The 12,246-nt window shown below is 62.8% G+C and carries 11 protein-coding genes; 10 read left to right on the forward strand and 1 reads right to left on the reverse strand.

From position 1 onward, the window contains the following. The first annotated feature begins 365 nt into the window (after nt 1-365). The 9 genes from ACVWWD_RS17080 to ACVWWD_RS17120 all read left to right on the forward strand — a co-directional run bounded on the left by ACVWWD_RS17080 (nt 366) and on the right by ACVWWD_RS17120 (nt 10,304). A complete protein-coding gene (locus ACVWWD_RS17080; RefSeq protein ID WP_023771636.1) occupies nt 366-1,529 on the forward strand; it encodes a porin in 1,164 nt (387 codons plus the stop codon). Between the two features lie 131 nt (nt 1,530-1,660). Further along, on the forward strand, nt 1,661-2,437 hold the full coding sequence (gene recO, locus ACVWWD_RS17085) for a DNA repair protein RecO (RefSeq protein WP_023771637.1): 777 nt from the start codon (nt 1,661-1,663) through the stop codon (nt 2,435-2,437). A gap of 378 nt (nt 2,438-2,815) precedes the next feature. Next, nucleotides 2,816-2,941 carry a hypothetical protein gene (locus ACVWWD_RS17090; protein ID WP_352546651.1) on the forward strand — a complete coding sequence of 42 codons (126 nt, stop codon included), beginning with the start codon at nt 2,816-2,818 and terminating at the stop codon, nt 2,939-2,941. 82 nt (nt 2,942-3,023) lie between these two features. After that, nucleotides 3,024-5,777 (forward strand): DUF2339 domain-containing protein, encoded by a 2,754-nt coding sequence (locus tag ACVWWD_RS17095; RefSeq protein ID WP_352546650.1) that lies wholly within the window; start codon nt 3,024-3,026, stop codon nt 5,775-5,777. A gap of 162 nt (nt 5,778-5,939) precedes the next feature. Continuing rightward, a complete protein-coding gene (locus tag ACVWWD_RS17100; RefSeq protein ID WP_352546649.1) occupies nt 5,940-6,458 on the forward strand; it encodes an RNA polymerase sigma factor in 519 nt (172 codons plus the stop codon). Continuing rightward, nucleotides 6,455-7,246: an anti-sigma factor family protein gene (locus tag ACVWWD_RS17105; RefSeq protein ID WP_352546648.1), complete on the forward strand. Its 792-nt coding sequence runs from the start codon at nt 6,455-6,457 to the stop codon at nt 7,244-7,246. The genes ACVWWD_RS17100 and ACVWWD_RS17105 overlap by 4 nt, the downstream gene beginning before the upstream one ends. 208 nt (nt 7,247-7,454) lie before the next feature. Further along, nucleotides 7,455-8,552 (forward strand): peptidase C39 family protein, encoded by a 1,098-nt coding sequence (locus ACVWWD_RS17110; protein ID WP_023784347.1) that lies wholly within the window; start codon nt 7,455-7,457, stop codon nt 8,550-8,552. Continuing rightward, a complete protein-coding gene (locus ACVWWD_RS17115; RefSeq protein WP_352546646.1) occupies nt 8,552-10,015 on the forward strand; it encodes a RimK family protein in 1,464 nt (487 codons plus the stop codon). Before ACVWWD_RS17110 ends, ACVWWD_RS17115 begins: the two co-directional genes overlap by 1 nt. Nucleotides 10,016-10,031: 16 nt before the next feature. Beyond that, nucleotides 10,032-10,304 carry a DUF3303 domain-containing protein gene (locus ACVWWD_RS17120; RefSeq protein WP_352546645.1) on the forward strand — a complete coding sequence of 91 codons (273 nt, stop codon included), beginning with the start codon at nt 10,032-10,034 and terminating at the stop codon, nt 10,302-10,304. Nucleotides 10,305-10,320: 16 nt separating this feature from the next. Here ACVWWD_RS17120 and ACVWWD_RS17125 read toward each other — a convergent pair whose 3' ends face one another. Beyond that, nucleotides 10,321-11,238 (reverse strand): LysR substrate-binding domain-containing protein, encoded by a 918-nt coding sequence (locus ACVWWD_RS17125; RefSeq protein ID WP_352546644.1) that lies wholly within the window; start codon nt 11,236-11,238, stop codon nt 10,321-10,323. 110 nt (nt 11,239-11,348) lie between these two features. Here ACVWWD_RS17125 and ACVWWD_RS17130 point away from each other — a divergent pair, with 110 nt between their 5' ends. Further along, nucleotides 11,349-12,239, forward strand: a complete 891-nt coding sequence (locus ACVWWD_RS17130; protein ID WP_352546643.1) for a fatty acid desaturase family protein — start codon at nt 11,349-11,351, stop codon at nt 12,237-12,239. Nucleotides 12,240-12,246 lie beyond the last annotated feature (7 nt).

Consider the following 12,246-nt stretch of genomic DNA (forward strand, 5'->3'; position numbering starts at 1 on the left):
AGAAATCGTAGATTTATCGAGCTATCTTAGATTTATATTTTTAAAGACCGTAATGCACCGAATTGACCGGCAAATGTAGAAGGATAAATCTAATTATTACAAAAATATGACGAAGTTCCATTTGTGCCATTTAAAAAACTCAAGCCAGCATCGCCTAGTGTTATTTGTGCAACACGGATTTAATCTGTGGCGAGAATCCAGCGCATTTATGGAATTGTCATTGAAGGTGGACGATTGGTGGGTATGTTCGCCGCGAAAAGGGGACGCGGTGCGGGCCTTTTTCATTGTGGGGGTGAGGCGGGAAAACATATCCGCCAGCCACAATTCAGAAGCCATTTTTCAAACTTGACTGGAGAGGTCAGAAAATGAACATCAAGAGCCTCCTTCTCGGCTCAGCCGCGGCTTTGATCGCGGTGTCCGGCGCGCGCGCCGCGGACGCGGTTGTCGTCGCCGAACCGGAACCGGCCGAATACGTCAAGATCTGCGACGTCTACGGCGCCGGCTACTTCTACATCCCGGGCACCGAGACCTGCCTGCGCATCGGCGGGTATGTCCGTTACGACATCGGCGTCGGCGATGCCGGTTCGTTCGATGGCGTCAACCACGTTCCGGATCACCAGGACGGCAGTACACATTCGACCTACTACAAGAACACCCGCTTCACACTGAAGACCTGGACGGGGCAGGAAACCGAACTCGGTACCCTGAAAACCTACACGGAGACCCGCTTCAACTACGGCAACAGCTCCGGCGACTACATTAATCAAGGCGCCTCCAACGCCGACGATTGGCAGGGCCGTAACAAGTCTCTCTCGCTGCGCTTCGCCTGGATTCAGCTCGGCGGTCTGCGCGTCGGTAAGGACGATACGGCTTTCGATACGTTCATCGGCTATGCCGGCAACGTCATCCAAGATACGATCGTCCCCTATGGCGGACAGGAGAGCAATGTCGTTCAATACTACTTCGACGCGGGCAACGGCTTCTCGGGGCTGGTGTCGCTCGAAGAAGGCGCTGGCAAAACCGGCACCATCGACAGCTATGTCCCGCATGTCGTCGGCGGCTTGAAGTACAAGGCCGACTGGGGCGCGATCACCGGTGTTGTCGCCTATGACAGCAATTATGAGGAAGTGGCCGGCAAGGTTCGTCTGGACGTCAACGTCACCAAGGAACTGTCGCTGTTCGTCATGGGCGGCTACGGCACCGATGACAACCTCACCGATCCAACCAACTTCATCAACGCCAAAGGTCGCGGCTTCTACAAGCAGTGGGGCGGCAACTGGGCAGTCTGGGGCGGCGGCACCTACAAGTTCAACGCCAAGACTTCGTTCAACGCCCAGGTCTCTTATGACGACTGGAAGAACCTCGGCATCGCCGCCAACATCGCTTATACTGTTGTGCCCGGATTCACGGTCACGGCCGAAGTCGATTACCAGAACGTCGGCAATGACACCCCGGCCAACTCCGTTTGGGCTGGCGCGACTAAGAAAAGCAACGTTGGCGGCATCCTCCGCTTCCAGCGCTCCTTCTAAGGCTTGGACTGACCTCGGCAACCGCCCGCGGCACATCGCTGCGGGCGGCTTTTTTGCCTCGTTGCGAGAGCCGGCACAGGCGCCAGACCCATACCTTGATTTCGCCACCCGTTCGGTGAAAAGCTTCTAGTATGGAATGGCGCGACGAGGGAATCATTCTCGGCACCCGCAGGCATGGCGAAACCAGCGCCATTCTCGAGGTGATGACGCGCGCCCATGGCCGCCATCTCGGCCTCGTGCGCGGCGGCCGCTCCCGCAAGCAGCAGCCCGTTCTCCAGCCAGGCAATCGTGTCGATCTCTTGTGGCGCGCGCGCCTTGACGAGCACCTGGGCACCTTCCAGGCCGAAGCGATCGAGATGAACGCCGCCCGGCTGATGGACAGTGCCATTGCCGTCTACGGCCTGCAGACGATGGCGGCGCATCTGCGCCTGCTGCCCGAGCGCGATGCCCATGGCGGCCTCTACGAGGCGCTTTCGGTGATGATCGTGCACCTCGACGACGCGGATGCCGCCGGCGAACTGGTGGCGCGTTTCGAGCTTCTGATTCTCGATGAACTCGGCTTTGGCCTCGATCTCAGCCAATGCGCCGCCACCGGCACAAGGCAGGATCTGGCCTATGTCTCGCCTAAGTCCGGGCGCGCGGTGTCGCGTGAAGCCGGGGCGCCATGGCACGACAAGATGCTGGTGCTGCCCGCCTTCCTGCAGCGTGGCTCCGGCCAGCGCGCCAATCAGGCGGCGATCGCGGACGCCTTCCGCCTGACCGGCTTCTTCTTCACCCGCCACGTCTACGAGCCGCGCGGCATCGATCAGCCCGACGCGCGCGCCGGCTTTCTGGCCGCACTGCGCAAGCACCACGCAACGCAGAGGCCCATCGCCGGAGAGAGCGCGGCCAGGGAAATCATCCGGTGAGCGAAGTCGAACTCTATCCGGGCCGCCGCTCGGCCTCGGCACCATTCCTCATGCCGACGTCCTGAAATACCCCGGCCTGGAATTGCCGCAGCGAATCGTCGACGGCAAATACCCGGCCCCCCGATCTCCCTCCGGCTCAGCTCGCGTTGACCGAGGTATCGGAAGGTCGCGCCGTGTTCCGCGGCGGCCGAATGAACGCCACCTCAACCCGCTGGGCGGCGTTCACGGCGGCTGGGCGGCGACGCTGCTCGATTCAGCGTTGGCTTGCGGGGTGCGGACCCTGCTAGAGAACGGCGAGGCTTACACGACTGCAGAGTTCAAGGTGACTTAACGCGGCCGATCACGCCCAGGACCGGTGAGGTTGTCTGCGAAGGCAAGGTGGTTCACAAAGGCCGCACGCTTGCCGTTTCGGAAGCGACGCTGAAGGATGCCGACGGCAAGCTGCTGGCTTTCGGTACCGAGACATGTTCGATATTTCCAGCCGCCAATCTGGCGGCACGTTGAATTTTCAGCCGTTTAGCCGCCGTAATTGAATGTCAGTGAGATGAAGCGTCAGTGAAAACTGGCCTGGTTTGGGGGAACCGCCATGTTTGAGAGCCTGATCGGCCTCGTCGCCATCATTGCCTTGTTCGTCATCATTTCGCGTCAGCAGGGCCGCATCGGCCTGATCGAGCGCGAGCTTGGCGCACTGCGCAGCCTCGTGCTTTCGGGCGCGGTATCGCCCACGGTCAAGCCATCGGAACTGGAAGTGGCGCAGGGCACGGCCGACACGGCTCCGGTGGCCGCGCCTGCCGACATCGCCCCGGCAGCAATCGGCGAGCCGGCACCCGCACTACAGGCCACGGAGTCGGAAATTCCGGCAGGAGAGAGTGTGCCCGGCCCTTGGAGCGCGCCCGAGATCACACCGAAAACGCCAGAGGTCGCGCCGGCCGCGGTCGCCAAAGCCGCTCGCCAGTCCGACGTCGAGACCGCGCTCGGCACGCGTTGGGCGGTCTGGGTCGGCGGCATTGCGCTGGCTCTGGGCGGCTTGTTTCTGATCCGCTACACCATCGAGGCCGGCATTTTCGGGCCCGGCGTGCGGCTCACCATGGCGGCGGTGCTCGGGTTGGTGCTGGTCGCCGGCGGCGAGTTCATTCGCCGCACCGGCTTCAAGGTACCGGTGCAAGGTATTGCGGGCGCCTATATTCCGGCGATCCTGACCGCGGCCGGCGCCTTCATCCTGTTCGGCACCGTCTATGCCGCCCATGGCGTTTACGGTTTTATCGGCCCGGCGCTTGCCTTTACGCTGCTCGGTGCGATCGGCATTGCCACCATCGCCGCCGCTCTCGTCCATGGCCAGGCGCTGGCCGGCATCGGTCTCGTCGGCGCCATGGTGACGCCGGTGCTGATCGCTTCGCAGGCGCCCAATCCGTGGGCGTTGTTCGGCTATCTCGCCATCGTGCTCGCCGCCACTGGCGTAATCGCCCGCATGCGCGACTGGAATGCGCTGATGGCGGCCGCTTTTTTCGGCACAGGCGTCTGGACCATCCTCTACATGACCGACGCACCGGGCGCGAACCTCTCCGCCATCTTGCTCATCGACGCCGTGACGCTGGCTGTGCTCGCCCTTGTCTGGCTGAGCAGTCGTGGCGGCCAGACCGGACAAGCAGGGACTTTCGACTGGCCCTCCATCGTGCCTGGACTGTTCGTCGCCTTCTCGGCGCTTGGCCTCTCGGTTGACCCGGTCTTCGCCGCTGCCGGTGATGCTTTGCCGGGCGCGGTGCTGCTTATCGTGATGGTAGCGGTCGCCCTCTACCGCCCACTGGCGCTGCCACTACTTTACGCCGCTGGACTGGTGACGGTGCTTATCTATCTCGGCATCATCCCGCCAACGTCTATCGCTTCCGACTTTTCGGGCGGCGCTTTGGGTGTTGATGGAGCCCCCGTGGCCAGCGCCAACGCGCTAAGCTTGCGTATCGGTATTGGCCTCGGTCTGGTTTTCGTCGCCGCTGGTTTGTGGGCCGCGCGCCGCTTCGTCGCCACGGCGCAGATCCGAGCAGCCTCTTGGGCTGCATGGGGTGTCATCGTGCCGCTGGTCATCCTGCTGGCGCTCTGGTTCACCTTCGGCAATCTCGACCGCGACTTTGTCTATGCCGCCGTCGCGGCCCTGCTGGTCCTGGCCTTCGCCGCCGGCGGCGAGTGGATCGCGCGGGCTGAGGAACCGTCGCTCAAGGGCGGAGCCGCAGTGTCGTTTGTTTTGGGCGGCGCGGCAGTCGCCGGCCTCCTGATGCTGCATATGGCTTTTGATTCCGGTTGGACCACCAGCCTGCTTGGTGCCGCCGCGATCGTGCCGGCGCTCGCCACGCGCTGGCGCTTCTATCCTGTGCTCGGCTGGATTTCGGTCGCCGCTGTCATCGTGGTGCTTGGCCGCGCCGCCTTCGATCCGACGATCGTCGGCGCCGAATTCCTGTCGACGACACCGGTCTTCAACTGGTTGCTGCCGGGCTACGGCGTGCCGGCGCTCGCCTTCGGCTTCGCGGCCTGGCAACTCGCCCGAACCACCGATGGCCGTCCACGCCTGGCCATGGAAGCGGCGGCGGCACTGTTTGCGCTGCTGACGCTCGCCATGCTGGTGCGTCACGCAATGCATGGCGGCGCCATCAACAGCGATGCGCCGACGCTCGCCGAACAGGCGATCTACACGCTGATCGCCATCGGTGCCGGCGCCATCCTGATCGCCATCGACAGGCGCTCGCCAAGCTCGGTGCTGCGTTATGGTTCGATGGCGGTGGGCGTGCTTTCGGCCGCCTTCATCGTCATCCAGCATTTCCTGGTGCTCAATCCGTTGTTCACTGACGAATCGACCGGCCGGATCCCGGTCTTCAACCTCTTGTTCCTCGCCTATCTCCTGCCGGCCGTCGCCGCCGGTGGTCTGGCGCTCTATAGCAGGGGCAAGCGGCCGAAATGGTATTCGGCCATGCTGGCGCTGATGGCGGCGCTGCTTGCCTTCGCCTATGCCACGCTTTCGGTCAGGCGCCTGTTCAAGGGCGAGTTCATCGGCATGTGGAGCGGCCTTGGGCAGTTGGAGACCTATACCTATTCGGCGCTCTGGCTGGTTATCGGCGTGGCGCTGCTCACGGCTGGCGTCTGGCTGAAATCGCAGGTGCTGCGCATCGCCTCCGCCGCGCTGATCGCGGTGGCCGTCCTGAAGGTCTTCCTGTTCGACATGTCGGAACTGGAAGGGGTGCTCAGGGCGCTTTCCTTCATCGGGCTCGGCGCCGTTCTGATCGGCATCGGTCTGTTCTACCAGCGGCTGCTGACGCGGGCGGCAAAGGAGAAATTGCTGGCCGGCGAACAATAATAGCCGGAATTCAACGCTGTGCGGGAATAAACCGCCATCCGCCGGCGTTATCTCAGTGCTTGGGTGACCGGAGCGGTGGACCGCTTCGCGCTGGCTGCTTGCGCCGTGCCGGGAAGGCGCGTTCTATCGGGATCAACAAGGGCGACCTCAGAACCAGCGGTCATGGACGAAAAAAAGGCAGCAATCCTTGGCGAAATACCGCGCCTGCGCCGCTACGCACGCTCGCTTCTGCGCGGCCGTGATGCTGCCGACGACCTCGTTCAGGACTGCCTCGAGCGTGCGCTGTTGCGGCTCGACAACTGGCAGACGGGAGAAAGCCCCAGGAGGTGGCTGTTTACGATCATGCATCATTTGTTCATCGACCAGATGCGCAAGGTGAACCGCCGCGGCGAAGCGGCGATGCTGCCGCTGGAGGCGGGCGAGGCGGTTGCCCAGCCGCCCGAACAGTTGGATGGCATCGCTTCGCGCGAGATCATGGACGCGTTGCAGGCGCTCAGCCCCGATCGCCGCGCGGCCATTGTCATGGTTGCCATAGAAGGCTTTTCCTATGCCGAGGCTGCCAACATTCTGGGCGTTCCCGCCGGCACGCTGATGTCGCGCATCGCGCGGGGGCGTGAGGAATTGCGCGGGCTGCTGGAAGACACAGCGCGCCGCCGCGCCATAAGGATCGTCGAGAAATGATCCGCCGCGATTTTTCCGAACGGGACATCCATATGGCGCTCGACGGCGAACTGCCGGCCGATGAGCGCGCCGCCTACGATGCCTGGCTCGACGCCAATCCCGAGATGAAGGCCAGGAGCGCCCGCTTCACCGCCGACCGGGAGGCGTTGCGCTCGGCCTTTGCCGGCGTGCTGGACGAGGTGGTGCCAGTGCGCTTGCGCAAGGTGGTCCTCGGTGAAGCGCCTGTTAAGCTTGCTGCGCCACGCTCACGCTGGTGGCTTGCCGCCGCCGCGGCCGTCCTTCTCGCCACGGGCGGATTTGGCGGCTACTTTGCGGGTATCGGAGGGATCGGGCAGGAGGATCCGGCGGAGGATCAGCTCGCCGAACAGGCGATCGCCGCCCATGTCATCTATGCCGCCGAGAAGCGGCACGCGGTGGAAGTGCCGGCCAGCGACAAGGATCATCTGCAGACTTGGCTCTCCAACCGGGTCGGCCTGAAACTGGTGGCACCGGACCTGAGCGCGAACGGCTTTCAGCTGGTTGGCGGCCGGTTGTTGCCGGCGGGGGAAAGCAAGGCCGCGATGCTGCTCTACGAAGACGATAAGGGCGAGCGCATATCCCTCTTCGTGACGGCGGAATCGACCGAGAATGCCAAGGGCACCTATGCTTCGGCGCAGGACGGTCCGCAGGCCGTCTACTGGCTAGATAAGGGCTATGGCTGTGCCGTCGTTGGTTCGCTGCCGCGCGAGCAGTTGGCGGCCGTGGCCAAGAGCGCGTATGGCCAGCTTCTGGCCGGTCTGTCCAGCTGAGCCGGCTGCGATCTTGCGCGGTCGGCTGGCATGAAAACAGCGGTTCCGTTCAAAGCTTGCCGGCTTCCCTGCCGTCGCGGAAGCTGTCACAATTCGGCCCTAATCAAGGAGCGATAGCGCTTGGTGAATACCGGCGCTTCGGCCGGTGTCTGCGACGCTTTTCGACCGGGGCCGTTGCCGCAACGCAATCGAGGTTTTCTCAAGCCGCATGCCTGCCGAGATCCGCACGGCCCGCGCGTCTGACGTCGATGACCTCGCCGCCATCGAGAAAGCTGTATTCTCGAGCGACCGCATTTCCCGCCGCTCCTTCCGCCTGTTCATCGAGCGCGAGACCGCCGAGACGCTGGTCGCCGAAATCGATGGCCGCGTCGGCGGTTATGCGATCGTGCTGTTTCGCAAGGGCAGTGGGGTGGCACGGCTCTATTCGATCGCCGTTGGACCGTTTTTCGGCGGGCTCGGCATAGGTCGTCAATTGCTGGCTGCGGCCGAAGAGACAGCCTTCGAACACGACCGCATGATGCTGCGTCTCGAAGTGCGCGAGGACAATGGCCGTGCCATCAGCATCTATGAACAGGCCGGCTACCGCAAGATTGGCCGCGAGCCCGGGTACTACGAGGACGGCGCGACGGCACTGCGCTATGAAAAAACCCTGCGCGGCGACCTTCCGGTCGCCACCAGGGTGCCATTCTATCAGCAGACCTGCGAGTTCACCTGCGGCCCATGCTGCCTGATGATGGCCATGGCCAATTTCGATCGTGGCTTCGTGCCCGACCCCGTGATGGAAATCCGACTCTGGCGCGAGGCGACGACCGTCTTCATGATGTCAGGACCGGGCGGCTGCGAACCATTCGGCCTGGCTGTCTCGGGCTACGAAAGCGGGCTTGCGGCGGAGATTTACGTTTCGTTCTACGGCGCATTGTTCCTGCAGTCGGTGCGCAGCGAGGACAAGCGCCGGGTCATGGAACTGGCACAGGTCGACTTTCGCCGCCGCGCGGAACTTTACGGCATCCCGGTGAATTACCGTCCATTCACCATCGACGATATCAGGGCGGCTCTCGCCGGGGGCAAACTGGTGCTGGTGCTGATCAGCGGCTTCCTGATGTTCGGCAAGAAGGTGCCGCACTGGGTGCTGGCCATCGGCGATGATGGCGATCATATTCTGATCCACGATCCGTGGGTCGAGGATGAAAGGCAGGAAACCATCCTTGATGCCGCCAACATTCCCGTGCCTTACGGCATCTTCATGAACATGGCGCAGTTCGGCCGCGACGGACTGCGTGCCGCCATCACTTTGGGAAAGAGATAATGACCTGGGTCATTCTTACCGGCAGGCAGGGCGATCTCGACCAGGTGGCGACGCCGCACAAGATCATCACCAATCGCGACTATCTCGCGCATCCCTCGCTGTTTCGCGGTCAACGGCCTAAGGTCATCAACCTGTCGAACAACTACGGCTATCAGAGCCGTGGCTACTATGCCTCGCTGCTGGCGAGTTCGCGCGGCCACAAGGTCATCCCGACGGTCGAGACGATGATCGACCTGTCGGAGCGCAAGCTCTACGAGCACGCCTTGCCGGAACTGGAACTGGCGCTCAACAAATGCCGCAAGGATCTCGGCGGCGTATTTCCGGCGAAGGTCTGCATCTTCTTCGGCATCGGCCCGTCCAAGGTCTGGGACCGTTTCGCCAAGCTGTTGTTCGACTGGTTCCGGGCGCCGGCGCTCGAAGTCCATATCAAGGACAGCGCCGAATGGGCTTCGATCCGCAAGATCGGCTTCCACCCCCTGGCTCGGATGACGGAGGACGAGGAAAAAAGCTTCATCCAGTGCCTGGAGACCTACACCAACCGCGAGTGGCGCGACACCAAGGGCCGCACGCCGGCGCGTTACACCTTCGCCACGTTGGTCGATCCGCATGAGGAATTGCCGCCCTCGGAAATCTCTTCGCTGCGCTACTGGGCCAAGATCGCCGAAAAGATGGGGGTCGAAATCGAGCCGATCACCAGAAAGGATCTGGCCAAGCTCGCGAATTACGATGCACTGTTCATCCGCGAGACCACCTCGATCTCCAACCACACTTACCGCTTCGCTCGCCGCGCCCAGCAGGAAGGCATGCCGGTCATCGACGACCCGCTGTCCATGATCCGCTGCACCAACAAGGTCTATCTCAACGAACTGATGGCCTCCAACAAGGTGCCGGTGCCGCCGACGGTGATGATCGCCGGCACCTCTGACCTCGAACTGGCCGCACAGACGCTGGGTTTTCCTCTCGTGTTGAAGATCCCGGATTCGTCCTTTTCTCGCGGCGTCAAGAAATGCGAGAACCTGGAGGAGCTGACGCGGCTCGCGACCGAATGGCTGGAGGAATCCGACCTTCTCATCGCGCAGAAATTCATCCCGACCGAATATGACTGGCGTGTCGGCGTGCTCGGTGGCCAGCCGCTGTTTGCCGTGCACTATCTGATGGCCAAGAAACATTGGCAGATCGTCAACCACAAGGCCAATGGCAAGCCCGACCAGGGCGGCATCAAGACCTTCACGCTGAAGGAGACGCCGGCCCATGTCGTCGAGACCGCCGTCAAGGCGGCGCGTTGCATCGGCGACGGCCTCTACGGCGTCGACCTCAAGGAGACCAAGGACGGTGTCTTCGTCATCGAGGTCAACGACAATCCAAACCTCGATCACGGCTGGGAGGATTCCGGCGAGAAGGACGAGGTCTGGGTGCGGCTGACGCAGTGGTTCCTGGAGCGGCTCGACAGGCCTGGGCGGTAATTCATCCGAGGGGAATATGCAGTTCATCGTCATCGAGGATTTCACCGGCAGCGACCGCAAGGAAATCTACCGCCGGTTCCGCGACCGCGGCCGGCTGAAGCCGGAGGAGCTTGTCGTGCATCACAGCTGGATCGCGGCTGATATGAGCCGCTGTTTCCTGCTGGTGGAGAGCGATGACGTTACGTCGCTGCAGCGCTGGGTCATCGAATGGGCTGATCTGGTCGAGTTCGAGATCGTGCCCGTGGCGACTAGCAAGGATATGGTGGCGGCCTTGAGCGGGCACCTCTGACCATCACCCTCCCGGTTTAGCGCAGCGCCGGCGAGCCAACCGCGTGCTGGCATTCGTTGACCAGCCAATCGCGGAACGCGGCCACGACATCGCGCCTTGCGCTTCGCTCTGGAACCGTCAGGCAATAGGGCTGACGCAATGCAATCGCGCCGACGGCCGGCCGGACCAGCCTGCCATCCTCCACCGCTTCGGCACAATAAATCCCTTGCGCCAGCGCCACGCCCAACCCCGAAATGGCGAGGTCTAGGGCCGCGCGCGACGAATTGGCCGAAAGGCCGCGCCGTGCCGCTCGGCCAGGGTGAGCACCCGCGGCCTCGAACCAGTTGGGCCAGGACGGAAACGATGCGCCTGTCGGCCCCCAGTCGGTGTGGATGAGCGGCAGCCCGGCGAGCGGCTCGCCACCCGCCTTGGTGATGCCGGCAAGCCCTGGCGCGCAGACGGGATAGACGGCGTCCCGGGCGATCTCCTCGGTCGGGTGCTCGCGATAATGCGGACCATAGGAAAGCCTGATGTCGATCAACTCGCGGTCGAACGACACCGGGTCGTCATCGCCCCGGAGCGATATGTCAGCGGCGCCGTGGCTTGCGACAAAGCCGGCGAGGCGGCGCGAGAGCCAGCCCATGGCCATGGATGGCGGCACCGACACCACCAGGCGCGGGCGGAATGCATCGGCGCCCAGTTCGCGCGAGACACTGCCGATCTCCTGGAAGGCCACCGTCAGCCGAGGCAGCATTTCCACGCCGGCCTCGGTGAGGACAACGCGGCGGTTGACCCGATGAAACAGCTTGCGCCCCATCTGCTCCTCCACGGTGCGGATAAGCTGGCTGACGGCGGCGGCCGAAACCGAAAGCTCTTCCGCCGCCGCGGCAAAGCTGCCGGTGCGCGCCGCGGCCTCGAAAGCCTGAAGTCCTTTCAGGGATGGGGATGTGACCATGATCGCTGATAGCTAAGGTAAGCTTATCCAAATCGCAGGAATCGTCGTTTCTGGAAAGCTTTTTCGTCGACTAGAATGGCTTCATCAATCTTCAGCCTGGATCGAAGCCAATGGACCATCGCGACATCATTGCGTCATTAACACCGGAAGAGCGCAACCGCCTGACGGCCAAGTCCGATGTTGCGGGCATGGTCCAGCTTTGCGCTCACTTGGGTGCGATTATCTTCATTGGATCGTTGATCGCGGCCGAGGTCCCATTCTGGCCGTTGCTGATGCTGCCGCAAGGCATCCTGATCGTCTTCCTGTTCACGCTGCTGCACGAGACGGCGCACCGGACGGCTTTCGAAACACAGTGGCTGAACGACGGCGTGGCGCGGCTGTGCAGCCTGGCGATCGCGCTGCCGGCCGATTGGTTCCGCTACTTCCATTTCGCCCACCACCGGTACACGCAGGATCCCGAAAACGACCCCGAGCTTGCCTTCCCGAAGCCCGAGACCCTGCGGCAATACATTGTCCACGTCTCGGGGCTTCCGGTGTGGTGGGGCCATCTCAAGACACTCTACGCCAATGCGATTGGCGGTAGTCAGGAGAACTATGTACCGCCGAAAGGCCGACGCAAGGTGCGGACCGAGGCGCGCGCCATGATTGCCTTCTACGCTGTCCTCATTCTGCTCGCCGTGTATTTCCGGCTCACCGTGCTTTTCTATGTCTGGATCGTTCCCGCTCTGCTCGGACAGCCATTCCTGCGCCTCTATCTGCTGGCCGAGCACGGCCGTTGTCCGTTCGTGGCCAACATGCTGGAAAACACCAGGACGACGCTGACCAGCTGGGCGGTGCGCAAGCTAGCCTGGAACATGCCGTTCCATGCCGAGCATCATGCCTATCCCGGCATTCCGTTTCACCAATTGCCGCTGTTTCATGCGCTGATCGAGCGGCATCTCAAGGTGGTCGAGCCCGGCTATGTCAGCTTCCATGAGAAATACCTGGAAACGCTGCGCTGACCTTGCG

The organism is Mesorhizobium sp. URHB0026 (assembly GCF_054059755.1).

What these genes read in the sequence shown, in the direction of transcription:
- ACVWWD_RS17105 (WP_352546648.1), top strand. Translation starts at nt 6,455, where the DNA reads ATGATCCGCCGCGATTTTTCCGAACGGGACATCCATATGGCGCTCGAC.
- ACVWWD_RS17080 (WP_023771636.1), top strand. Translation starts at nt 366, where the DNA reads ATGAACATCAAGAGCCTCCTTCTCGGCTCAGCCGCGGCTTTGATCGCG.
- ACVWWD_RS17115 (WP_352546646.1), top strand. Translation starts at nt 8,552, where the DNA reads ATGACCTGGGTCATTCTTACCGGCAGGCAGGGCGATCTCGACCAGGTG.
- ACVWWD_RS17095 (WP_352546650.1), top strand. Translation starts at nt 3,024, where the DNA reads ATGTTTGAGAGCCTGATCGGCCTCGTCGCCATCATTGCCTTGTTCGTC.
- recO (WP_023771637.1), top strand. Translation starts at nt 1,661, where the DNA reads ATGGAATGGCGCGACGAGGGAATCATTCTCGGCACCCGCAGGCATGGC.
- ACVWWD_RS17100 (WP_352546649.1), top strand. Translation starts at nt 5,940, where the DNA reads ATGGACGAAAAAAAGGCAGCAATCCTTGGCGAAATACCGCGCCTGCGC.
- ACVWWD_RS17110 (WP_023784347.1), top strand. Translation starts at nt 7,455, where the DNA reads ATGCCTGCCGAGATCCGCACGGCCCGCGCGTCTGACGTCGATGACCTC.
- ACVWWD_RS17120 (WP_352546645.1), top strand. Translation starts at nt 10,032, where the DNA reads ATGCAGTTCATCGTCATCGAGGATTTCACCGGCAGCGACCGCAAGGAA.
- ACVWWD_RS17130 (WP_352546643.1), top strand. Translation starts at nt 11,349, where the DNA reads ATGGACCATCGCGACATCATTGCGTCATTAACACCGGAAGAGCGCAAC.
- ACVWWD_RS17125 (WP_352546644.1), bottom strand. Translation starts at nt 11,238, where the DNA reads ATGGTCACATCCCCATCCCTGAAAGGACTTCAGGCTTTCGAGGCCGCG.